We start from the raw sequence: 23,003 nt of genomic DNA, 5'->3' as shown, positions 1-23,003 counted from the left end.
AATCTCCTCCTTACAATTTAATTATTGTCCAGAGGAGATATTACCCAAACATTATTCAGTACTGTCAAGTGAAGTCAATTCTTTAACACTTAATGTTTTCTTATTCATAAGTCCCTTCCTCCCTACTTATCAGATAAAATCCAGAACGGTCCGCCTGCTCCTGATTGTTTACAAGCCTCACCTGTTATAATTGATATGTCCCATTTCTACTCACTTCTAGCTTTACTTATTTGATCTGTATCCAAGATATTGCCGTCGTTAGTAAATCCCATTAAGACAATAAAGTGTCCTCCTTGTGTAAAATGTCCTTTGCTCATAATTACTATTATGAGTTTGCCTTCTAAAAATGCATCAACAAGCCTTTGTGGCTCATTTGCAGAACACCCTTCTGCTTTCAATTCAAAATGTACTGCATTTTCGCTTGCTCTGGTGTTTAGACAGGTACTTTATCCTCCCGCTCAGTACCCAGAATTATTGCTACGCACCGGAATTAGCTAACGGGCTTCTTGGCAACTACCCCGTACCGGAATTTCACCGGTAAGTACAATCCAACTTCACTGGACGCACACATCAAAAAAAGAAGACATAATGCCTTCTTCAATAGCTTTAAAGTATTTACCTTATCACAAATAATTAGTATTTATTCCTTCTCTGCGTTCCGTCAAAATCAATATAATAGTCCTCCCTCATTATCATTTTTGAAACAGGCAAAAATTCATATCCGTTATTTTTTAGTGCTGATATAATATTAGGAAGAATTCTTGCTGTATGAGGTGTGTCATTATGGAAAAGTAGGATTGATCCCGGTTTTACTTTTGTCACAATCCGGTTCATTATCTCGGTCTGCGAAATGCCAGGTCGCCAATCAAGGCTGTCAACATCCCATTGAATTGTATAATACCCCAATTCCCTGGCAATCTTCACTACAGAGCTGTTGTAATCACCATATGGTGCTCTGAAAAGATCAACCTTACTTCCACTTAACTCATTTAGTTTCCTTCCGCATAAATCAATTTCCTCTCTGATTTTTGCAGCACTTAACGCCCCCATCCTGAAGTGTGAGTATGAATGATTCGCAGCGTCATGCCCATCCATAGCCATCATTTTTATCATTTCAGGATTCTTTTGGGCCCATTGACCGAGAACAAAAAAGGTTGCCTTTACATCCTCTTTTTTTAAAGTGCTTAAAATATCCGGTATATCATCTGCACCCCAGGCACAGTCAAATGTTATTGCCACGACTTTATCGGGGTAATCAACTGAATATATGGGTAAATCTTTATCGGTGCCGAACACTCCTAACACCTCGGAATTAGACATCAGAATAATAAATGCAGCAGCAAATATTATTACCACAGCTAAAACAACAGGAAGCACTCTCTTTGCCTTAACAACATAAAACGTCATTGTTTTGACCCCTTTAAATTAAATATTATTAATTAATAATTAATATTCAATTTAATTAAGTTTCAAAACACATTTTAAAATTTCTATACACCAATAGTAAGATACATGATATTATATTTGTAAATTGTAATTCATATTAAAATAATAATTCTCAATAAAGTATTAACAAATAACTAACTGATCAATGTGGCATTTCAAAAACTGAATTGAAGTTATTATGCAAAAAATACCTAAATAATGTATTTTTTGAAATGCCCTTAGAGGGAGCGAATTTTTATGTGCACCTATCTTGTAAAAGGTCAAAGAATTGACTTGGCAAATTACCTTGGAAATTCATCCGTGCTTTTACTGGCATTTGGATGGGCAGATTCAAGCATTTCATTGGATGTATCTGCATTTCCTCTAGGGAGCTCAGAAAAGGTTCAATTTGATGACGATTTTGTATTTTATAATAACCCACATACATTTGATGGCGGAATTATTTTAGCAAATGATGGCAAGTCCATCAATGTTGATTTAGTAAAAATTCCCGAAAGGATTACCAAAATAGCCTTCAGCCTTTCCATATATGATGATGACTTGAAAATTGATAATTTCAGCAAACTACACGGAGCTTACGTTCAAGTAATTTGTACAGTTACAAAAAAAGTGCTGCTTCAATATAATTTAAGTCAGGATATGTTTAGCAATGAAAGAGCTATTGTAGCTTTTGAAATATATAAGTATAGGGATAAATGGAAATTTGCTGCTGTCGGAAGCGGTTTTACTAATGGACTTGCTGGAATCTGCAATTTATATGGATTGGAAGTGGAGTCACCCACAATAACCCCACCAATAACTGGGGGCGAAACAGCAAATACAACTTCAAGGCCTCTTAATTTGAAGAAAACCTGGGATAAAAAGGTTCAACCACTACGGCACCTGGTGCTTTGGGGATGGGACGAAGACCAAAACCCTTCTTTTCTTGTTCTATATGGTGAACATGAATTTAAAAACGGAAATATTCTTTGTGATGATGTCAAGTATGACAAATATCTCATATTTAAGGGTAAAGAAGGGCATCTACCCGCCTTTAAATCAATAAAGAAAATGAATTCGTGGGACTTTAGTCACTTAGCTCCATATGAAAAGATTGTGCTGCCTTATTTTATAGGCCTCACTTATGAACAGATAGTAGAAAAAATTGAGTTTCAGAATACAAAGTTTCATGGATTTCGGATTGCTAAAAACCCAAATATGGTTATGAAGCTTCCAGAATGTTATTCCCAGCACTTTAACCTTTTTGTAGGTATACTTGGAAATCAAAATATTTATATGAGAAAGAAGATGTTAAACCAGCTTGTTAAAAGCAATCCGCCAAAAGAAGTGTATACGCTGCTATTTAGTATTGCAAGCACTGAGGCTATTTCAGGGTTGTTCCTTGAACTTGCCAAAACAAGTAATCCCATTTTATTTGATGAGGCAAAGGCATTAATTCCTTCAAATATGACCTGGGCTGAAATAGGCTATGCAAAGGGTGTAAAACGTTGTGCAGATATATATATTACAGCATTGGATCCTATTTTAAGGGAAGGTAAAATTTACTGGATAAATATAAATGTTTCAAAAATGGATTTAAAGCTTATACGAATTAGAGGAAAGGATTTACCCCAAGATAAAGTTCTTGATGGTGCAGCCTATAGAAAGTTCGCTAAAAAAAGATATTTGAGGTCACTGCAGCAGTATTATAACTGGCAAACACGCCAGTATATAAACTATCCCGAACACTACGAAGCAAGTCATTATTCTGATGGCAAAAGCTTGAAGATTATAGACTTCAAGAATACACTACAGGAAGCGGAAGTATTAGGACTTGCAGATATCATTGGAAAAATAGGTTATTTTGTGGATGCACCACGTTTGACATATTATTTTAAAGGCAACTCCAATAAAAAAGCATTGGAATATTTTCAGCGATATATACGGCGGGTTATTAACTGTTATGCCGATACAGATGAAGATAAATTTATAGAGGCTCTTAAAGCACTCCTAACAAGTTATACAAATATTGACTATGTAAATGATAAGGGAGAAAGCTTTACTTTTAATAAGTTTATAAAATTTTATCTATACAATGATTTTAATGAAAAGCCTCCTGAAAACATGCAAACTTGGCAGCAATGGAGAGATTATTACGAATGGTTCAACACCGATCATTTTATGAGAATTCAAGGACGTTATGAGTACCGCAAGGATATATGGGACAGACATTTGGATGCAGCAGCGGATATAGCATTAGAAGCTAATATTGATCCTGTTGTGAAAGCCTGTTACTTCATATTGAAGGATTCACCAAATTTAAATATGTTTATTTCCAATATTGAATATGACAAGCTTGTAAAACTGGCACTTGTTTCATATTATCCCCTTGCAAGCATGTTCATGGATATTCTTGTAAAAAAAGTTGACAGTACAAACGATTTTGATATGATGTTGTTGCTTTCATTTATAAGGTGCTCAGACAAGCGACTTAAATCCATGGCACTTGCTTATTTTGAGAGAACCGGCGGAAGATTTACCCCTGAATTTGCAGCAAATTTTATTATGCTGCCAAACCTGTCTGATTGGGCTGACTTGTTCTCAACAGGAATACATAATCTTTCTGTTGAGCAATTCGCAGCTTTTTTAAACCATATAATTCATAACCATCAAAAAGGTTTGAACCCGGATCAGGTTTCTGAGAATATCAACGATATCCTGATGCAGCATTCAAGCAAGGTAAGAGAAGCTGACCCAAGCTTGAGGATAAAAATATTTGACAGCATAATTAATGCATTGTTTGATATTCCAAAGCTGCCTGAATGGCATTGTGCGTTCCTTGAAGAAGTAATTTTCGCTTATTCATTTGAAGAGCTTGATGAAATATTAAAGGAAGTAGCAATACCTTTAAGGGCTGCTTCATCACGAAATAAAAAGATTATTTCAATCCTTGAAGCTATTAAATGCAAGAACATTCCAATGGATGCACAAATTCTTGATGTTTTGGAATCATCAACCTCAAGAATTATCAGCATGCTTTTAGATATAATAGCTATGTTTAAAGAAAATCTTATTGATAAGCCTTCTACAATCCTCATTCTTTTAGAATCAGAGGTTCCTATTGCAAATCAGCTGGCAAAAGAAGTTTTTTCCAGCTTGCCGCAGGAAAAACAGAAAAAGCTCCACTCCATGATTATCGATTCCCCTGTGGAAAGAGCATACAGCTTTGGCCTCCTGCAGCTTGACAGCATTTATGGAGAGCGGATACCGGGTGAGTTTATAGTTCAAATGTTAGAACATGGATCTCCGGAAGTAAAAGCATATATTTCAAGTAAAGTTGACAGTACTATTGAAAACTTTAGCATAGAAACAAAGGAGCTTTTTATATACTATGTAAAAACCCTTTTATTATTACCAAATAGGAATTCAAAGAGCAAACAACGTGTTTATGATTCTTTGCCGCGATTTGTTTCAACATTTCCAGATAAACTCAGCGAGATTGAGTCAATACTGATAAATATAGGTGCCTCTAATATTATTATTGATGCAGAGAGGGCACTGGTAGCTCTTGCTAAAATAAGAAAGGAAGGTGCTGTACATGCAGGTTAATTATCAGTACGCAAGTCCGTCCATGTGTATCCACAACGGAGACCAGACAGTTTTAGGTCTAAGTCCCGATCTTTCCAGGGCGGAAAAAGTATCCTTCGTAGGAACACTAAAAAAGCCTCTTATCTTCAGAGATGCCATGCTTATGCTTCGTCAAATCGTTATTTCGGATACCAGGCAGAAAAAGAAAGAACGAACTGAGTTTTTTACCTGGCTCAATGAGGAAATAGAAAGGCAAATTTCAACACATGAAAAGTATATGTCAGCAGGTTTAAAATCCGATTTGCAAAACAAAATTAACGACCTGCAAAATTATAAGGAAAGTTTGAATATAAAGATAGATGGCCTGGCAAAAGCTCAGAACCAATTGAAAAAGGAAATTGACAAATATGATGTATGGAGTGACTATTATAAACTTGAAAGGAAATTCTGGCAGTTTATTAAGGCTCGTGACATAAACCTTTGGTATGTGCTCGATCCTGTTATAACGGTACATCCTGATCAGGTATCCTTCGAAGCATTTTCGCTGGATGAATCAACATACGGGTGTCTTTCGGTAAACATGGATGAGTTCCAGTTAAAGCAACAACCACAGTTGGGTACAACCAATATTGATTTCTCCGACAAGTTGGCAAGAGAAATGGAACGTTTCAGAACATACACAAATGTAGAGCTGTCTGTAAACCCTGGTGGTTTCACTATCGACTCAGGTGTCATGCCTGAATATGTGGAGAAAAAAATAGATCTTCCAGAATCGTGGATTAAAGGCTTCAATCAGGTATCCGGGGCCGCAAGCCTTGGTGGTGTTGACATTACGCTTACCCCTGTTGACATGTACGATATTTGCTCTTTTCTAAGAAGATTCAAAGCAAACAAAAGCCCTAGATATATGAAATGGATACTTGAACCGGAAAAACCCGTTAAAATTGTATTTGAGCCATTTGGGAAAGCAATGGAGCTTCAATCCGTTTATCATGGGAAAAAGAAGCGTGAAGAGAAGATTTGGGGCAGAAGACGATGGCTTGTAATTGAAAAAATCATTCCTCACGTAAAGTCATTTACCATAAGGCTTTTAGGCTTTGGGATGCCTCAATTCATAATTGGTGATATGGGTTCCATGAAAATGACTATAGGTTTTTCATCATGGTCCTCCAATGACTGGGTTAAAGGAACTGCTTTTAATATATTAGGCGGCTTTATCGGTAATGGAAATTACGAAAGTGTTTATTCGCTTTTAAAAGAGCATAGATTTTTATCTGTTGACAGTATTAGCGAAAAATTAAACAGTTCGTCAAAAACCATAAATAAAGCCGGAGTAGGTATGCTTCTAAGACGTGGCGAAGGGTATTTTGATCCCGTCTTAGATGTGGTAAGATTTCGTCAACTGTGCAATGTTCCAATTGATAAATCATTGTATGAAACAACTAATATGGAGATAAAAGTACAGGAACATATGCAGGAAGGAATGTCCAATTTTACTCTCAAGGTAAACAATGAAATGGAGCTTATTGCCGCAAATGTATATAAGGATGGCAACGCTGAATTGGTTATTGATCAGGACGGTCAGATATCAAAAGTAAAGTGCAAATGCAGTGAATTTAATAGAGGCTCAGGGAATATATCGGAGCCATGCTCCCATATTCTTGCACTTTACGCTACTACATCCAAATTTATGCAACTGGAATTCAGACCTGATCGTGAATATAAAATCAATGATATTTTGGAGATGCTGCTATGATGGATAATAACATTGAAAGGGATAGAAGAGCAGAATATAGAGATAATGTTCAAAGTATGGGTAAGAAAGAGTTCACCATTTATAAAATGATTGAATATGGATTCTGGCCCAAAGGGTTGCCCACACCTTTTGAAAGACAGGCGAATGAAACTCCTGAGCAATATCAAGAGAGGCAACGGCTTTTTTCCGAGTACAAAAAAATTGCAGATGAAATTGCAAAAGTCTATAAGGAAAAGAGCGAAATAGATACTAAACTTCGGGAGCTTAAAACACAATATAACGGTTCCTGGGATGAAGAGCGAATCCGCAAGGATATCGCTCAGCGGATTATGAAAGAATCCAAAGAACGCCGTGAGCAAAGAAAAAAACAGCTGGAACTGGCAAAGGAACAGAAGTCGTCAGCATGGAAGAAAAAGAAGGAAGACAGCATTGTTTATATTGGTAACGGCTATTCCTCAATGCTCCATTATAAATCAGGAAACCAAGACAGATTGGTCGCAAACGGGCTACCCATTATAAATACCGACAGGGAGTTGGCAGATTTTCTTGGAGTGGAATACAGAGCACTTAGATTTTTGGTATATCATCGTGATGTTGTTACAATGGATCATTACCACCATTACAAGGTTCCAAAAAGAAAAGGCGGAACTCGTAATATAGCGGCACCAAAAAAAGTATTGAAAAACGTTCAGAAGAAAATACTAGAGGGTATTCTTGAAAAACTGGCATGTCAAGATAATGACTGTTTAGGTAATAACCGTTTTAGCAACGCCTGTTCGGATAACGCCCATGGTTTTATTAAAGGAAGGTCGGTTGTTACAGGTGCCGATATTCATGTAAAAAGTCCGGCTTTATTGATAAATATGGATATAGAGGACTTCTTCCCTACCATCACCTTTCAAAGGGTAAGAGGAATGTTTGTCGGCTTTGGTTATTCAGGTTATATAGCCTCTTTGCTAGCCATGCTGTGCACGTATTGTGAACGCATGGAGATAGAAGTTAACGGTAAACGAAAATTTGTTGCAACGACGGGAAGAATACTTCCTCAAGGCTCACCTGCGAGTCCCATGATTACCAATATCCTTTGCCGTTCATTGGATAAAAGGCTCAATGGTCTTGCCTCAAAATTTGGGTTCATATACACAAGATACGCAGATGATATGAGCTTTAGCACAAAAGAAACTGTATTAGCTGATGCCGGCAAATTATGCGGGCTTGTCACTAAAATAATTTCAGATGAGGGTTTTAAGCTAAATTTTAAAAAGACCAGATTTTTAAAGAAAAACAACTGCCAGTCAATAACTGGTGTTGTGGTAAATAGCCACCAGCTTGGAGTAAGCAAGAAATGGGTGAAAACCTTAAGAGCTGCAATATATAATGCCCGTAAGGCTATGGCTAAAGGAAAAGTGCCTTATGAAATAGTTAGTGAGATATCGGGCATGGCAGCCTGGCTGAAGTGTGTTAATGAAGAAAGGTACAAGAGTATAATAACAGATGCATATGATCTTATTAGAGATATAAATAAAATCATATAATGATTTTATCAACCTTGATCGTTGTCGTGAGAAAGGGGCTGTTGCAATAGCGATTAAAAATCATATTGCAAAGCCCATCTCAAAATTAGCAAAATATTTTATTTCAAAACACTACTTTCTTTTTCTTAATTTTAAAAAAGGGTATAGTAAATAAAGCTCATGGCCTTTAACATAAATTTTTTGTTACTGCTCAGGCATTCTCACACCGGGAGTGCCTGTGTTAATATCTAGACATGGTCTTTGACCCCATGCCTAAAGATAGCTCAAATAAAGGGATACCGTAGTGGCATCCCCATATCTTACAATTTAATAATTGCTAAAGTGTCTGAGGTATAAACGGTTCACCTTTTATCGCTTTCACCAGACTTTCCATAACCTTTTGACCATTCTTCCTGCAGGTAGAAATATAACTCCTAATCCTGCAAAATACAATGGGACCTTCTTTTCCACGGAAGCAACCTGAGATCTTTTGTCTCAGCTTTACCATTCGTATGTCTCGTTCGGCCAAGTTATTATCAAAGGGTATGTTAAAGTCATACATGAATGAAAGCGTCTCAACATCATATTTTTGAAGCCTCGCCAGCAACCTATGTGCAGCATTTTTCTTTGGCCTGCCTGTCTTTTCAGCCACTGGTATCGGACACTCCAACTTGCCTTTGGATATAATATCTTTATAAATGGCATTATACTTTGCAGTCTCATTGAAGTCCATTTCTGCTCGACCTTCAGACCTCAAAGTATCAACCCTCTGTTTAATTTCTATCAGAAGACTAGACATGTTCTTTGCCCATTCATGATTGTAATCCTCATTTATGCCCTTGAGATTTCTCAAGTTATGAGAGTTACATTCCGAATGGCTGCAATCACCAAATGTGTAATAGGGTATCCAGTGGTCATGACACGCTGTTCCTTTAAAATCAGAGTATGCCAATATCGTTAGCTGCCTGAGCACCTCTTTTTTCATGAACTTCATAATGTGTAAGTTTGTCTGTAGAAGCATTATGAAGCCACTGAGTTTTACCGCCACTACGCATACCTGTCTCATCAAAATGCACAACTGAAGAAGCTATAAGCTGTTGCTTTGTAGAAGTCTCAACTTCTTCAAGCTTTTTGTAGAGTCTACTATTTACATTAACAAGTGTTCCTTCACTGACATTTTGTCCTATAATATCACTTAAAATTTCAGCTGTTCTCTCAAGTGGTATTAACTGATAGTTTGTCAGGTACGACATAAGAGCCTGTATATTCTCACCATACTGCACTGGTTGCTTTACATCCTCAGGAAATTCTGTTTTGTGTACCTTAGTACACGCTGGGCATACCAATTCGTGAGTCCTATATTCAGTAGTGAATACCTTTAATAGTAGGCAGTTCAATTACCTGTCTAGTGCGGGTAACTCCATCAACACTTGATAGACAGCATCCACATTCGCATTGTGTAGGTTTCAAATCTACAGTTTTATCCGGATTTTCAACCTTATTTAGTGTTTTGCCTTCATGTCCTTGTTGACCGCCTGTTGGTTTACCAGTTTTCTCCCTCATGTTCTTTGGCTTCTTAAGTCCATCAGAAGATGGGGGCTTATTGCTATTACCACTGTTCTTATTAAGACGAGCTTCAAGCTCTGCAATCCTATTATTGAGAGCATTTACCTGACCAGCTAAGCTTGATACTTGTCCGTTTAAATCTTTAACTAGCGATACTACAGCATTTATCCCGTCATTATAAGTTTTTATTATTGTTGTTTCATCCAATTCCTACACCACCATTCAATCTTTGATACTATTATATTGCTTGAATTAGTGGTTTTTCATTGATAAAATATTACCAACAGTTTATTTTTGCATCTATGTCAATGCCTGAGTAGAAACTATTTATTTGATGCAGCTTCAAGCTTTGTCCCATCAATAAATAGATTTTTCATTGAAATTTCTTTGTTTTCAGCAAGCACCTGCGTAAACTGTGCCAAAAGATTTTCTGAAACAGGTGCAAAATCAATACTTCTGAATCTTGCAATTGTTGTATAATCCGGAGCAGGCGAGCCTTCAAGAAGGTACATATAATTAATGTCCCGCTTGCAGGCTCTTTCGATTTTCCTTGTAGAATAATTATTATTCATATAAGCATATGGCATGATCTTCAGCATCTGTGTTGGGGTTGCTTGTTTTTTCCTTAAACGGGAATAAGTCTTATATAATTCTGATAAATTCATCTCCTCTACAATTTGACCCAGCAACCTTACAGAATCATCATTCGGAATCATACATTCAACATTTAACGGCAATTTTAATTGATAGAAACCACCGTGCGTAGTATAATCTTTATGTGTTAAATTTTATACTAGCATAAAAATATTCTACACCTTTTGCCGGACTTTGAATAGTCTGGCAATTGCTTTTTTGCAAGTAAAAAGGGCTGATACACTAATTTTTTAGTGCAACAGCCCCTTTACTCAGAAAAAATATTAGTTGAATTTAGATGTAGCGTTTGTTATACTAAATTCAAGTTAATAAAGATTAACAGATTCCTTGGCCTTTATACCTCGGTGCTGCGCCGCGGTGGAGATTTGCCAGTTACACGACACCTGGTTGTGCACAATTCGCATTGCCTTCACTATAGTCCATTTTTAAAAGGATCCTACGGTGTAATGACTATAGTGAAGCAATGCTGAAGTGTCACAATCAGATATTAGAGTTGTTAGCAAGGGATCTGTTATTTTTTATGGGGTTTTATTGATTGTACAAATGCTCGCAAAGGTATTCTTTCTTCTGAATTATTGTACAAGTATGTCAATCTTATATCTTATATCTTCTAGTTGTTTAACGGTTTTCCTTCCGCAGAAAAGAAATAGGATTTTTTAAAAAGGATCCAACCGGAATTCATTTTGGACAATTCCAGCGAGGCCATCGATTCCACGATGCAAGTCGGTATGCTTATCTTTTTATTATCCTCATCTTTTTAGTGAAAGGTTGAAAACCAAGGATTTCTTGCTAAAAAGATAAGGATAATATTTTATCTTAATCCACAAAGACGAGCCAATTCTTCCTCATCTTTCAGCCACAAAGGTTGCTCTTCTGGTATGCCATTAACACTCGCACCCATAGCCTCCTTCATCATTTCTATAGATGGTGTAGCATATATACGCGTAGTCTGTGTTGATGCATGTCCAAGGATTCTTGATACCAGTTCAAGTTCAACTCCATTTTGATACAAATTGGTTGCCCTTGTTCTCCTGAACATGTGAGGATGAACCTTTTTAGGCATCGTAGGGTTTAGGTAAACCCATAAAACTAAAATATCCTTTGAAATACCTTGATGAAATTAATACTCCGGAAAAAATGAAAGCTTATTTGGAAGATGTGTCTACAGTGGGATGGATAGCTTCAAAATTACCTCAAACAACTTTTCATAATACAAGGGATGTTTTGAGTTTATATTTCGAAGATAGTGTTATTGAGAAACATAACTTACATAATATTTCACCTGAAATTAAAGAAGCGTTACTGAAGTGGTTTTATGAAAATCAGGATCCTGATACAGGACTTTGGGGTCCAAAGTCAAAAAGCGGTAAACTTAGAAAAAAGGATGTAAGTAACACAAAATCAATTTTAGAGACATTTGTAAATTATGATGGCAAAGATATTTATGATTCATATAAATTAAGGTATAAGGATAAACTTGCCGACTCAATGCTTGAAGAGTTTGATGAGTTAATTAATAATCTTCCTGAAGACGATGAACTTGACGAATGGCACGAGTGGAATTAAGAAACATCCAAATCTATGAGTGCTCTTTTTAAGTATCTCTGGAATGAAGTCTCCCAGGAAAACAAAGAAAAAACAAGGAAATTGATAGAACGCTACATTACCCTTAAATTTGAAAAATTCTACATTCCCAAAGAAGGAGCATTCAGCTATTATCCCAATGGAGAACATGCGACTATAGACGGAGCCAATGAATATCGTACATTTGAAAAAATTGGAGCTCTATCAGGAGAAAAGCAAAAAAAATTATGGGGAGATCCAAAGGATAGCATCATTGATTTAGGAACATTAAAAGTATCGGATTTGAAAAAAAGTAATTTTGATTTAATTCTAAATTCAAAATTCGTTAATTCTATCCGCATATATAAAACAGCTCCTGACTTTGATAATTTAACATCTGGCGTTTTTGCAGTGGCCTACTCGAAAAAAACATCTGTTTTGGATGTTATGGATATAATACCTAAACTAAGACATTGGTACAATACGACCAATCAGTCAATGGGCAACTGGACCTCTAAAGAAGATGGTATTCAAGAGCTGGAATCTATCAAAATTGAGAAAGTCCCGGTTTATGAAAATGGCATCTTGGTTGAAAGTATAAAAGAAATATTAAAAAACATTGGGAAATTAGTAGTGGTAGGATTTGATATGCTCCAAATGCCAAGATATGAGATTGTATATGAATTAGAAAAATAATTATAAGCACACTTGAATTGTTGATTAATAAAATTATACGGATCCGATGCAAATGGATATGTATAAGGTTTGAGCATGCATGAACAAGTTTGACAGGGCATAACATTCCGCCTTTACTTATAGTAAGGTTGACTGCATTAAATATGATTTTTAAGGTAAATTAGTTGTTTTTGAGGTTAATATTTGCATAAAATATGACATAATTGAATATAAAGACGCTAGAATATTAAGCTTTTAAAGGGGTGTTGAAAATGTGTAAAGGGATATTTACTTGAAAAAGGGTATGCACTTCTATCTCTTGCATACTTCTGCTTGAAGGCCTCCCTGGCACTCTGGAGCAAATTCACATAGAATACTTCAACAAGCAATAAATTGGGTGTTAAAGCAGCTTGGCATTGACAACAAAGTGGTCGGGTTAATTGGGTGCACTAAGGGGGGAGAAGCTACTCTTCTTATAGCCAGTTGCATACATAAGGTGAAAGTCGTTGTAGGTATCGTGTCTGCTTCAAATGTATACCAATATTTGGACTTAATATAAGATAGTGGAATGCTTTTTGATGAAGTATTAAAAATTCTAAAGACAGGTTTTAGGTGATTTGTTGTAAGTTCGTTGACCTCATTTGTATACTGAACTTTAGGCATACCCTTTGGTGCATCTTCGTCATAATCATCGCCTGAAGGTATCTCTACTCTTGTTGCATATAGTCTTGACATTGGAACTACTCCCCTTGATTGGCGGCTGCTTTCCATTCCAGCTTTATTGCACCATTTTTGTGTATTTTTGTATTTTTTACCATCCACCAGAAGTGTAAATGTTGGGGTTACTTGTGTTCCATTGCTGATGCTTCCTAAATTAGCCGAATATACTCAGCTTGTGAGTATAAAATTAATATTCATTGTATCACTTGTGCCAATTCTGACTGATGCTATTAAAGATTCGGGCGTTATAGGATTTCCATCAAGTATGATTCATGAAGAAGGTATTCTAATTATTGCATCACCATCAACATTTCTTTCAATGGTCCACGGTATTGTTATATTTGATGGATAGGTGCTGTCATAATGCAGCAGGAATTTTGGAGACGTTATGCTTACTGTGCCTTTGCCATATACAAAATGGCCGCTTACATAAGTATCATCATTTAGTTTACCCAGTGATATTTCCCAGTTTGAGCCCATCTTTGTCATAGTTACTGTTGCGTCTGCACCATTGTTTATCTTATAAGTGACAGCTATTTGAGATGGGTTAAATTGAGCTTTAGGCACAAGTCTTAAAGTAACATCACCGCTTGTGTTTTCCAGAAGACATACTTCATAGATATCTGAATCGCTGTTTTTATTGGTATAATTTACAACATAGTCATATTCAGGAGTTAAATAAGTGTTACCATATGCAGTATGGTTGAATTTGTAGGAGATAATAGATCCGTCATTTACCATTCCAATATCAATAAGCCATCCATTTGGAGTACTTTGAGGAATAACACTAAGAGGTGTCCCATCTATTGTAAGACTTGCCAAACTTAGTGCACTAATGTTGTTTCCTTTAATTTTTATAGATAAATTTCTACCTTCCAGTATAACCTGTCTGGACAATTCTTCGCTAGATTTGCCTTCATTTATGACATATATTATTACTGGAGTTTGTACTATTGCATTTGGATATTTTATATTTACATTTGCATCATAAGTGCCGGGCAATGTATTATTGGGAACTGAAAACTTAATATTTCCTGTTGTATCATCAGGTTCAGATTTTATATACATTCCAGATGATACACTAATTGGATAACTGTTGTTTTTAAAATTAACAGTTCTTGACTCACCAGGAACCAATACCATTTAAATAGCAGATTCGTTGAAATTGGTTATAATTCCTGTTGGTACAACTGTAAATGGAAGGGTATTTGAATATATACCCAAATTATTAATACGCAGATTACCTGATATTGCTGATGAAGGTATGCGTACCCTTAAATAGTTGCTGTCTGATGGAAGAATTTCAAGCATTGCTGCAGCTCCTGCCTTTGAAACAATTTCTGCAACAGATGTTGTTTCAATGCCTTCACCGCAGATAGTAATTTCAACTCCAGCATACCCTTTATTTTTTGATATGTGTGAGATTACTGGAGCTAAAGATGTGGTGGTAACTTCTACATTAAATTTGCCTACAACAGAAAAACCGCTATTTGAAGAATCGGTTCCTTCAAGAACTATTTCATTTTTACCTGCTGGTTCACCTGCAGGGACTGTAACAGTTATTTCAATTATTTCATTCATATCTATTGTGGTTTTGCTTGTTATAAAGCCCCAACCTGCGGGGATACTTTTTACTCGTATAGATGCTTTTCCTAAATATCCTGTTTTTGAGTCAAATGAAACATAGAATTTGCCGGATGTTCCACTTTTTATTTTTCCGGTATCTCTTATTGAAATCCATTGGTAATGAGGGGTTACAATATTTGTTTTATTTTTCCATATAACCGTAGTTTAAGTTCCTGGACCTTCAACTTTTAGATCATATTGACCTTGATTAAAGTTTTCTGGAACTCTTATTGCTATTCTGCCAATACCGCTTTCGTTTTCTATTATAGCCAGTTGAGTAGTTCCTAGATATACCTTTGCTCCCTTTACAAATTTTTCTCGATAGATATCAATAATTCCACCAGTGGTACTATTAATAATTTCCGGATATACATTGTTAATTTTTGGCAGTAAAATTGTAAAATTGTATGGTACTGATACAATTCTGAAATCATCAGGATTATTTGCATTAGTCAATCTTAATTTCACAAAGCCTATTTTATAGGAAGAAACTTCATTAGCATCAATATTTGCAATGATTTTGAAAGGAAAACTAATTGAACTACCCTTTGGAATTTGAACCTTACTATTTTCAAATAATACTGAAACATTTTCCATTTCAGCGGATACTCCATTTTCAGTAACTGTTCTTGAAGTAACACTATCTACTTCAGCATTTAGTGTCACATCATAAACTAATGAAATCTGCATTGTAATATCAGCCGATTCTTCAACAGGTACCATGAAACCTCCTGGTGGCACTGTCATTGAAAAAGAGCAATTCATAAAGGCATCCCTTTTCTCAAGCTTTACGATCACTTCATCAGAAATGGGACCAAGCTCGATATTGTATTCTTCTTTTTCAATATCAAAATCATGAGGCCATAAATCTATACCATAATTATAAATAAACCCTTTTGAAGGATCGATAAATTTATATGGTACAATACGAATTCTAAGTTCTACAGGCTTTAAAGATATACTTCCATTATCTGCTGCTTTTGTATACAGGGTATATCCGTTTAAAGTTGTTTCAGTCAAACTACCGAGATTTACATATCTAGTGCCTTTGTTTTCTCCTTCGACATAGCAATCATCATATAGCCATCCGCTGTTTTTGTTGTATTTTTGAAATTTAGGTTAATGCTGCATTTGATGTTTGTTGAAAAGTCTTGAGGAAAATATGCTTCAAGGAGTAACCTGTTCAGCTTGCGGTTTTCAACTGAATCCACACCCGGGCTTCTTCTTCCTGAAAGTGCGTTTATGGCTTGTGTTATTTGGGGATCGCTTGGTTTGAATATGGTACTGCTATAAAAGTCAGGATTTTTATTATGTAAGTATTTAATGATTTAGATACAATTTCGAATTTGTCCTTATCTGGATCGGAAATATCGTTTGAAAAGCTTTTAGGCAATTTGTTCCATATGTAGTTAAGCTTATCATCTGTACCTCTATTCATTAGCTTAATAATAAAGGTGTTGAAAACATCAGCTTTTTCAAATAATTCTGTACCATAGGAGGATACTGATGCAGCTAAGTTTGTAACTTTTTTCATTTCATTGTTTAGAAACTCGTATATAACTACATTATTGCCAACCTTATACTCTTCACTGGAGTATTCATAATAATCCTCAACTGTAGACGGATCTGGAGTAACATCAATAGACGCATTCAATGTGCCGTTTTCATTGAATATTTATCCATCGATGCTACACATTACTTGACGCTACATCTCAGCAACCAAAGTATATGTTCCGCTTTTCATTATTGAAGTGTCAATAACAACTGTAAATTTGCCATCAGTTATTTGAAACCACTTATATCCATCAATTTTTAATTTAGAATTGCTGGATGCTACAATCCTTTAACTTGGTATTAATGCATTCTCTGCATCAGTTATTAAATCTTTTGAAACACTTTTCATAATTATATTTACATTTTCTTTATTGTTGCTGTCAATAATTTCTCCTGTTACAGTTACTCATTAAATTGTAAAATTAGCCTTTAGATAAGCTCAATAGGATTTTTTGGAGGCATGGCCTAAAAAAGGTCTCATATCTTACTTTTATTGGTTTATGAATTAACTTTAGTAAATTAACAGGTCAGTATTTAAAATTGGCTTCCTCCGATTGAAAATCACTTGACATAGTAGTGAAACTGGATATTCCACTTGTTACAACAGATCTAACCTGATACCAGTAAGTTGTTCCAGGTTTTAGACCTGTTAATGTCCGTTCAATATAATCAGAAGAGCTAAAAAGCATGTCTGAGCTTGTCATAACAACTTTATAGTCTGATGCATTCCAATATTCAATCCATACAGGGGCAACTGCATTAATTCCCTTGTTTTGATATATGTAAGCTTTAAGAGTAACACTTTCAGGATTAATTTTTACAGGTTCATATCTGAAATCAAGCCAATAATAGCTATCTGAAAAATTTGGGCTAAGATTCATGTAATCTGACGAGGTTTTGTTGAAATTTTTAGCGACTATTATTACATCGGAAAAATTGACAACTTGATCTTTATTAAAATCACATACTTCATTATATAAATCATTTTCATTACTAGAGCCAAAACATTTAGCTAACTCAATTATATCATTCATATTTATGGTATTATCCTGATTTATGTCCCCGGCAAAGAGCTTAACACTTCTACCTCTGCTCGGGAAATCTTTTGGGATAGATTCCCTAGACAAAAAGTTCTCAAGCTGGACTTCCCTTGAAATAAAACCTGGCTTGCTGATTCGGAGTAGTCCGGCTGTATAAACATCATCCAAACAGAAATAACCATTCTCTTGAGTTTTAGTGCTGTTGCTTGTACCGAGTATGTTAACGTCAAAGTCGGAGAGCGAAATTGAGCCTTTACCGTTACCCTCTTCAAAAGATACAAAACCTAAAATTGAATGAATATTATCAAGTATCTCAGGACCTGGAGTAATTTTGGCAGAAGGTTTTGGCATTGGGGTAGGTGTTGGAGGCCCAATGTCATAACACTTTAATTTGATGTCATAACTTGACCTTCCATAAATATCATCCCCCTCAAATCTAATGGATATGCTGAGAGTATAGGTCTCACTTACGTCTCTATGGTATAGGAAAAGATTATTTTTTGAAACTCCATTTTGATCAGTTAAGGTCGTTTTTTGAGATAGATTGGCTCCGAATGTTTCCCACGATATGCTTTTGTCAGTCAGGGGATTTCCATTAGCATCCGTCAACGATATTGAAAGTTCATGAGGTCCGCCTAGTGTAGGTCCAAATGGCTTATCGGTTGGGTTTGTCCATGTGATTACAGTTGTAATTTTAGCTGTTGATGTATTATCTTCACCTAGAACATAGACAGGTATTGATAACATCATAGTAATAGATAAAAGAGTAACGATTTTTTTAAATATGATTTTTAGACTCATAATCCAGACCTCTTTTCTGTGTGTAAATCTTTATTTAGATTAAATGTTAATATTGGTTTACAGATGATGATTATATTATATAAATGTTTTGCAGAATAATCAAGCATGTCCCCAAATTATGGTTTTACTATTTCCTTTTAATATAATAAAATATTATATATATTAGATATTGGCGATAGTGATGAAGGTAGGGGGGGAATTGAAATGAGGGGAAAAAGGTTAATGACCATTGCAATATTGATTCCAATAATACTTGCATTCCAAGTCAAAGTACCGAAAGTATACGCAATTGAAGGCACAAAATACTCTATATCAGGCTACTTGTCAGCTGATGCAAATTCCAAATCGAATGAAGGAATTGCTGTAGAAGTATCCGGCATAGATAATTCAATTACAGATGCAAAAGGGTATTTTAAAATTTCCAATATACCTGAAAACACTTTTTGCACCATTAAGATAAGTAAGAAGGGTTACTTACATAGGGAGATTAAAAATGTACCGATAAAGGGTAATGTACAAATAGGTACTGAAAGTTCAAAAATACTGATTTGGGCAGGGGACTTGCAGCAGGATGGGTCTATTAATATGGCCGATGTACTTCTGCTTGCATTGTCCTTTAATTCTATAAAAACCGATAAGAGCTTTGTGGAACACTATGATCTTAATAAAGATGGTATCATAAATATGTCTGATTTGATAATTATGGCGGCACACTTCAATAAAACACCTGCTGACTATCCGGAAGTTGAAATAAAAACAGTTACCATACCTGAAACTGAAAATCCTTATCCCTATTGGGAGAGGGAACATTCAAGTTATGCTACCTTCACCGGTTCAGGGTATACCGGAGGTTGTGCCAATTTGGATCCAATACCTTCTGATATGGAGATTACTGCATTAAATCCTACCGATTATAACAGTTATGGTGTTAAATCAGCCCTGGCGGGGGCATATCTGGAAGTAACAGGACCTAAAGGAAGCACCATTGTCTATGTAGTTGATTTGTATCCTGAAGGTGCTGACGGAGCATGTGACCTTAGTCCTATTTCTTTTGGAAAAATTGGAAATATGGCTGATGGTAAAATAGATATCAAGTGGCATATAATAAAAGCACCCATTACGGGCAACTTTTCTTACCATATCAAGGAGGGCAGCAGTCCACACTGGGCTGCGATTCAAGTAAGAAATCACATTTACCCTGTACTGAAAATGGAATACTATCAGGATGGAAACTGGATTAACATGGAAAAGACACCATGGAATCATTTTATAGCCACCAATATGGGGACAACAATTCCTAAAATTAGGATAACCGATATTCGGGGATATACTGTTCTGGATACTATCAATTCCCTTCCTGAGGAAGGAACAGAAGGGAACTTTATAATACCTGGAAATACACAGTTTCCTGATTAGCTGTATTTTTAGTTTTTAATTTTTGTAAAATATTTTCCTTAATTATCGCACTGATATTTTTTGTACTGGTAATATTATACGTCCATAAAATCTTGGAAAAGGTCGGAATCGGTACAGTTCTCTCTGATATCCAATAATGGCCCTAAATATATTTATTTAGTTGTTTTTTAGAACAAACTTTTCCAAAACATATCGTACTCCATCTTCATCATTTGAGTGTGTAACAAAATCCGCTTCTTGTTTTAAATAATCAGGTGCATTACCCATTGCTACTCCTAAGCCGGCAAAACGGATCATTTCCAGGTCATTGAAATTATCGCCAATTGCTATGATTTCTTTCCTGGAAATATTCAACTTAGCACAAAGGTTTTCTAGAGCGGTACGTTTATTGGCATCTTTATTCACTATTTCAACAAAATATGGCAGGGAGAAATAGAAAGTAAGCTTATTTTTAAAAGCATTGTACAACTCTTCCGAATGATGATTAAGCTTGGATTTCTTATTGCAATTAAATAATATTTTTATCACTGACTCACCATTCAAAGATTCCATATCGCTTATAATCCGAGGTTTAGCTATATCCATTTCTCTATGTATATCCATATTTGCACTGTTTTCATGAGTAAATATCTCATCATCACTATAGACACTTGTGGATAATCCATTATTTTGGCAATATTTTATGATTTGGGAGTAATGCTGTTTGGGTATGATCTTTTTATCAAATACCTTGCCGGTCCTGGAGCACTTTGTTAATGCTCCATTACACGTTATAATCGGAACATCGAGTTCAAGCTCATGTGCAAGTGGAATTGCGGCAAGGAACATTCTGCCCGTAGACAATGTTACCATAACATTTTTATGCGTAACTTTTCTTATGGCATCAATAGTTTCATCTGATATATCAAGCTCAGGTGTAAGCAGTGTCCCGTCCAAATCAACTGCAACCAGCTTATAGTTCATATTTTAGCTCCTCAGCTCCTTCATAATCTTAAATACTTCTTCGTCTGAAACCTGGTCAAAATTCATATAATACATCCCAACCGAAATAAAGCCTTTAGGTACCTCAAGGCATATAACATCATCAAAGATACTTTGAAGTTCCTCGATAGTTTCATTAGGGCCGACGGGCACAGCCAGAACTGTTTTTACTGCACCTTGTTTTTTAACTGATTTCACAGTAGCCAGTATTGTATATCCCGTAGCAATACCATCATCCATAATAATTACTGTTTTATTTTTTACATCGGGTAAGGAATCGTCTCCTCTGTATTCCTTCATTCTTCTTTTAATTTCATTTGTTTCTTGAGCGATTTCCCCATCTATATAATTTTTTGACACATCAAAAATATCAACATACTCTTTGTTGACAAAATAGCTTCCATCAGCTGAAACTGCACCAATTGCCATTTCCTTATTGCTTGGAGCCCCTATTTTTCTTGATATTGCAAGGTCCCATTTAAAGCCGTATTTTTTAATGGTATCCAGAGCAATTACGATACCACCTCTTGGAACTGCCAGAACAATAACATCATCATCCTTATATTTTTCCAATTTTAAAGCCAGCTTTTTTCCTGCATCCTTTCTATTATTAAACATAGTATCACTCTTTTTCTTTAGTGTTGAATTTTTTTATAGCATATAAATCTATGATTTATTATCTGCATGCGATAGGAAATAATACTATATATCAGGCAAGTTTGTCATTCCTTAATTTTTATATTGTATTCGCTAAGGAGATAATATTCAGGCTGATCAATTTTAAGTTTTACACTATCACCATCATCTCTATCAAGATACAGATTTATTGCACTTACATGATCGCCATAATTGGTAAAAGAATATCCACCACCTTTAGGATTTCCCCAAAAATCTAGCTTTCCAAATCTGGCATTAAATATAATCTTGTTTTTATCAAAGTTTTTATATTTTAAATTTATCTTAAGATTCTCGTTTTCACGATTTTGTTCTTTTATCTTCTCCACATCAGTTATAATCATTATTGAATCCCTGAATTTGACTTCTTTATTTAAATAAATTTTCTTCCCAAGTTCGGGAATTTTAATGTTTATAATATTACTCTCATTAGTAGTTACAATTAAGTACGGAATTTTTATAAATAATGCTTTTTCATCTGGCAAAATGTTGAAAGGTATACTAAAGGCTGACCCTAACCAATTGCCCGATGAAGAATAACTTTTTAATTCTTTATTTGTCTGTAATTTGAGATCTCTATCTCCATAGCCTTTATATAGGTCCTTTGTAAATGACTTTATTCTGTATTTACTTTTATTTATAGGGTATAGGTCCACCTGAATCTGCCCGTCTTTTTTAGTTGTTATAGCTGTAATTGAAATATTGTTATGGGTTTGTGTAGATCCTATTTCATCTAACGTATTAAAGATACTTATCTTTTTAAGTTTAAAGCTTGGAATCGCTTTATTGTTATTGTACACTATTTTATAGGTTATATCAGTATTTATATCTGAAGGGTCAACAGTGAAACTGACATTTGCATCATCAACTTTACCTCCACTGCTATATATCCCTGAATCAGATGCATAAGCTTTATCACCTGCATACAAAATAAGGGACGGTTTCAAGTTATAAGATTCTTCTTTTTTGAGATTATCCATTTCTAACTTTTTTAGTTTTATTAAATCAGCCTCAGTAAAATTCTTTCTTTTCAGTTCAACATAAACACTTATATTATCTTTAGATGCTACAGCAGTTTTTATGGTAATAGCTACTTCTTCATCCTCTGCTTTTATGTTCTGGCTCTCAATTATATATTCTATACTCTGGTTGTTTTCGAGAATACCATAACCAGGAGCAAATCCAAAGAACCTTGTGAACGCATCAGCAACATTTCCTATACCGATTGCAAACATACATGTAAGAAGAAGTGCACATACTGCTGCAGCTAATAGAAGCTTCTTTTTGGGTACGATTTTTTTCTTATTGATACCTGCCTTTTCATAAGTAGATATTTTTATTCTTTTTAATATAACAGGATCTATCTTTATTTCTATATTACCTTCAAGGAGCCTATCTGTTTCACTAATATCGAAGGTATCAAAGGCCTTGATTATTTTTTCCTCCATA

General features: G+C 35.3%; 23 protein-coding genes and 1 pseudogene. 7 read left to right on the top strand and 17 right to left on the bottom strand.

Going from position 1 to position 23,003, the window contains the following annotated elements; all coding sequences use genetic code 11:
• Nucleotides 1-206 precede the first annotated feature (206 nt).
• The gene (locus Bccel_RS16555) at nt 207-398 is read right to left on the bottom strand and encodes a cysteine peptidase family C39 domain-containing protein (protein WP_050753562.1); all 192 of its coding nucleotides are present in this window, start codon (nt 396-398) and stop codon (nt 207-209) included.
• Nucleotides 399-633: 235 nt separating this feature from the next.
• Nucleotides 634-1,407 (bottom strand): polysaccharide deacetylase family protein, encoded by a 774-nt coding sequence (locus Bccel_RS16550; RefSeq protein WP_036945410.1) that lies wholly within the window; start codon nt 1,405-1,407, stop codon nt 634-636.
• A gap of 276 nt (nt 1,408-1,683) precedes the next feature.
• On the opposite strand from Bccel_RS16550, the gene Bccel_RS16545 reads away from it, so the two are divergent.
• From Bccel_RS16545 to Bccel_RS16535, 3 genes are read left to right on the top strand one after another with little or no spacing between them, the layout of a single operon-like run.
• Nucleotides 1,684-5,034 carry a TerD family protein gene (locus Bccel_RS16545; protein ID WP_050753561.1) on the top strand — a complete coding sequence of 1,117 codons (3,351 nt, stop codon included), beginning with the start codon at nt 1,684-1,686 and terminating at the stop codon, nt 5,032-5,034.
• Nucleotides 5,024-6,769, top strand: a complete 1,746-nt coding sequence (locus tag Bccel_RS16540; RefSeq protein WP_036945413.1) for a hypothetical protein — start codon at nt 5,024-5,026, stop codon at nt 6,767-6,769. The genes Bccel_RS16545 and Bccel_RS16540 overlap by 11 nt, the downstream gene beginning before the upstream one ends.
• Nucleotides 6,766-8,304: a reverse transcriptase family protein gene (locus tag Bccel_RS16535; RefSeq protein WP_036945415.1), complete on the top strand. Its 1,539-nt coding sequence runs from the start codon at nt 6,766-6,768 to the stop codon at nt 8,302-8,304. Before Bccel_RS16540 ends, Bccel_RS16535 begins: the two co-directional genes overlap by 4 nt.
• Nucleotides 8,305-8,620: 316 nt before the next feature.
• Here the strand turns inward: Bccel_RS16535 and Bccel_RS16530 are convergent, their stop codons facing one another.
• From Bccel_RS16530 to Bccel_RS16510, 5 genes are all read right to left on the bottom strand, one after another.
• Nucleotides 8,621-9,235, bottom strand: a complete 615-nt coding sequence (locus Bccel_RS16530; RefSeq protein ID WP_050753560.1) for an IS66 family transposase — start codon at nt 9,233-9,235, stop codon at nt 8,621-8,623.
• Complete coding sequence (locus Bccel_RS16525) at nt 9,222-9,629, bottom strand: IS66 family transposase (protein ID WP_160317740.1); 408 nt, start codon at nt 9,627-9,629, stop codon at nt 9,222-9,224. Before Bccel_RS16525 ends, Bccel_RS16530 begins: the two co-directional genes overlap by 14 nt.
• A gap of 16 nt (nt 9,630-9,645) precedes the next feature.
• Entirely contained in the window at nt 9,646-10,056 is a 411-nt protein-coding gene (locus tag Bccel_RS16520) for a DUF6444 domain-containing protein (protein WP_050753558.1), read from the bottom strand.
• Nucleotides 10,057-10,172: 116 nt separating this feature from the next.
• Nucleotides 10,173-10,565, bottom strand: coding sequence for a transposase (locus tag Bccel_RS16515; RefSeq protein ID WP_242857023.1), 393 nt, complete (start codon nt 10,563-10,565; stop codon nt 10,173-10,175).
• A gap of 749 nt (nt 10,566-11,314) precedes the next feature.
• Entirely contained in the window at nt 11,315-11,566 is a 252-nt protein-coding gene (locus Bccel_RS16510) for a tyrosine-type recombinase/integrase (protein ID WP_036945542.1), read from the bottom strand.
• A 74-nt stretch (nt 11,567-11,640) separates the two neighbouring features.
• Here Bccel_RS16510 and Bccel_RS16505 point away from each other — a divergent pair, with 74 nt between their 5' ends.
• The 3 genes from Bccel_RS16505 (at nt 11,641) to Bccel_RS32620 (ending at nt 13,300) form a co-directional block, all read left to right on the top strand.
• Entirely contained in the window at nt 11,641-12,069 is a 429-nt protein-coding gene (locus Bccel_RS16505; RefSeq protein ID WP_152966034.1) for a hypothetical protein, read from the top strand.
• 15 nt (nt 12,070-12,084) lie between these two features.
• Nucleotides 12,085-12,762, top strand: coding sequence for a hypothetical protein (locus Bccel_RS16500; RefSeq protein WP_050753556.1), 678 nt, complete (start codon nt 12,085-12,087; stop codon nt 12,760-12,762).
• A gap of 376 nt (nt 12,763-13,138) precedes the next feature.
• On the top strand, nt 13,139-13,300 hold the full coding sequence (locus Bccel_RS32620; RefSeq protein ID WP_409372139.1) for an acyl-CoA thioester hydrolase/BAAT C-terminal domain-containing protein: 162 nt from the start codon (nt 13,139-13,141) through the stop codon (nt 13,298-13,300).
• On the opposite strand, the pseudogene Bccel_RS32615 reads toward Bccel_RS32620, so the two are convergent.
• From Bccel_RS32615 to Bccel_RS16465, 7 genes and pseudogenes are all read right to left on the bottom strand, one after another.
• Nucleotides 13,273-13,404: pseudogene (locus Bccel_RS32615) on the bottom strand (cellulose binding domain-containing protein); the annotation flags it as partial. The gene Bccel_RS32620 and the pseudogene Bccel_RS32615 sit on opposite strands and share 28 nt — an antisense overlap.
• 327 nt (nt 13,405-13,731) lie before the next feature.
• On the bottom strand, nt 13,732-14,604 hold the full coding sequence (locus tag Bccel_RS16490; protein ID WP_036945539.1) for a hypothetical protein: 873 nt from the start codon (nt 14,602-14,604) through the stop codon (nt 13,732-13,734).
• On the bottom strand, nt 14,605-15,042 hold the full coding sequence (locus Bccel_RS16485) for an IPT/TIG domain-containing protein (protein WP_036945538.1): 438 nt from the start codon (nt 15,040-15,042) through the stop codon (nt 14,605-14,607).
• A 210-nt stretch (nt 15,043-15,252) separates the two neighbouring features.
• Complete coding sequence (locus Bccel_RS16480) at nt 15,253-16,107, bottom strand: hypothetical protein (RefSeq protein ID WP_036945537.1); 855 nt, start codon at nt 16,105-16,107, stop codon at nt 15,253-15,255.
• Between the two features lie 11 nt (nt 16,108-16,118).
• Complete coding sequence (locus tag Bccel_RS16475) at nt 16,119-16,298, bottom strand: hypothetical protein (protein WP_036945536.1); 180 nt, start codon at nt 16,296-16,298, stop codon at nt 16,119-16,121.
• 41 nt (nt 16,299-16,339) lie between these two features.
• Nucleotides 16,340-16,741, bottom strand: coding sequence for a hypothetical protein (locus Bccel_RS16470; RefSeq protein WP_036945535.1), 402 nt, complete (start codon nt 16,739-16,741; stop codon nt 16,340-16,342).
• Nucleotides 16,742-17,168: 427 nt separating this feature from the next.
• Nucleotides 17,169-18,482 carry a dockerin type I domain-containing protein gene (locus tag Bccel_RS16465; RefSeq protein WP_036945534.1) on the bottom strand — a complete coding sequence of 438 codons (1,314 nt, stop codon included), beginning with the start codon at nt 18,480-18,482 and terminating at the stop codon, nt 17,169-17,171.
• A 204-nt stretch (nt 18,483-18,686) separates the two neighbouring features.
• Between Bccel_RS16465 and Bccel_RS32140 the strand changes: the two genes are divergently transcribed.
• Nucleotides 18,687-19,898, top strand: coding sequence for an expansin EXLX1 family cellulose-binding protein (locus tag Bccel_RS32140; RefSeq protein WP_160317739.1), 1,212 nt, complete (start codon nt 18,687-18,689; stop codon nt 19,896-19,898).
• Between the two features lie 156 nt (nt 19,899-20,054).
• Here Bccel_RS32140 and Bccel_RS16455 read toward each other — a convergent pair whose 3' ends face one another.
• From Bccel_RS16455 to Bccel_RS16445, 3 genes are all read right to left on the bottom strand, one after another.
• Nucleotides 20,055-20,861, bottom strand: a complete 807-nt coding sequence (locus tag Bccel_RS16455; protein ID WP_036945533.1) for a Cof-type HAD-IIB family hydrolase — start codon at nt 20,859-20,861, stop codon at nt 20,055-20,057.
• 3 nt (nt 20,862-20,864) lie between these two features.
• The gene (locus Bccel_RS16450; RefSeq protein WP_036945532.1) at nt 20,865-21,497 is read right to left on the bottom strand and encodes a phosphoribosyltransferase; all 633 of its coding nucleotides are present in this window, start codon (nt 21,495-21,497) and stop codon (nt 20,865-20,867) included.
• Between the two features lie 104 nt (nt 21,498-21,601).
• Nucleotides 21,602-23,002: a hypothetical protein gene (locus Bccel_RS16445; protein WP_036945531.1), complete on the bottom strand. Its 1,401-nt coding sequence runs from the start codon at nt 23,000-23,002 to the stop codon at nt 21,602-21,604.
• Between the last annotated feature and the right edge of the window lies 1 nt (nt 23,003).

Source organism: Pseudobacteroides cellulosolvens ATCC 35603 = DSM 2933 (assembly GCF_001262605.1).
GTDB lineage: Bacteria > Bacillota > Clostridia > Acetivibrionales > DSM-2933 > Pseudobacteroides > Pseudobacteroides cellulosolvens.
The sequence above is the reverse complement of the archived record's forward strand: the minus strand, read 5'-3'. Positions and strand labels throughout refer to the sequence as shown.

Coding starts and splice junctions, on each gene's coding strand:
- Bccel_RS16445 (WP_036945531.1), bottom strand. CDS start 23,002: ATGGAGGAAAAAATAATCAAGGCCTTTGATACCTTCGATATTAGTGAA.
- Bccel_RS16455 (WP_036945533.1), bottom strand. CDS start 20,861: ATGAACTATAAGCTGGTTGCAGTTGATTTGGACGGGACACTGCTTACA.
- Bccel_RS16515 (WP_242857023.1), bottom strand. CDS start 10,565: ATGATTCCGAATGATGATTCTGTAAGGTTGCTGGGTCAAATTGTAGAG.
- Bccel_RS16550 (WP_036945410.1), bottom strand. CDS start 1,407: ATGACGTTTTATGTTGTTAAGGCAAAGAGAGTGCTTCCTGTTGTTTTA.
- Bccel_RS16500 (WP_050753556.1), top strand. CDS start 12,085: ATGAGTGCTCTTTTTAAGTATCTCTGGAATGAAGTCTCCCAGGAAAAC.
- Bccel_RS16535 (WP_036945415.1), top strand. CDS start 6,766: ATGATGGATAATAACATTGAAAGGGATAGAAGAGCAGAATATAGAGAT.
- Bccel_RS16545 (WP_050753561.1), top strand. CDS start 1,684: ATGTGCACCTATCTTGTAAAAGGTCAAAGAATTGACTTGGCAAATTAC.
- Bccel_RS16450 (WP_036945532.1), bottom strand. CDS start 21,497: ATGTTTAATAATAGAAAGGATGCAGGAAAAAAGCTGGCTTTAAAATTG.
- Bccel_RS16505 (WP_152966034.1), top strand. CDS start 11,641: ATGAAAGCTTATTTGGAAGATGTGTCTACAGTGGGATGGATAGCTTCA.
- Bccel_RS16465 (WP_036945534.1), bottom strand. CDS start 18,482: ATGAGTCTAAAAATCATATTTAAAAAAATCGTTACTCTTTTATCTATT.
- Bccel_RS16540 (WP_036945413.1), top strand. CDS start 5,024: ATGCAGGTTAATTATCAGTACGCAAGTCCGTCCATGTGTATCCACAAC.
- Bccel_RS16485 (WP_036945538.1), bottom strand. CDS start 15,042: ATGAATGAAATAATTGAAATAACTGTTACAGTCCCTGCAGGTGAACCA.
- Bccel_RS32140 (WP_160317739.1), top strand. CDS start 18,687: ATGAGGGGAAAAAGGTTAATGACCATTGCAATATTGATTCCAATAATA.
- Bccel_RS16490 (WP_036945539.1), bottom strand. CDS start 14,604: ATGGTATTGGTTCCTGGTGAGTCAAGAACTGTTAATTTTAAAAACAAC.
- Bccel_RS16510 (WP_036945542.1), bottom strand. CDS start 11,566: ATGCCTAAAAAGGTTCATCCTCACATGTTCAGGAGAACAAGGGCAACC.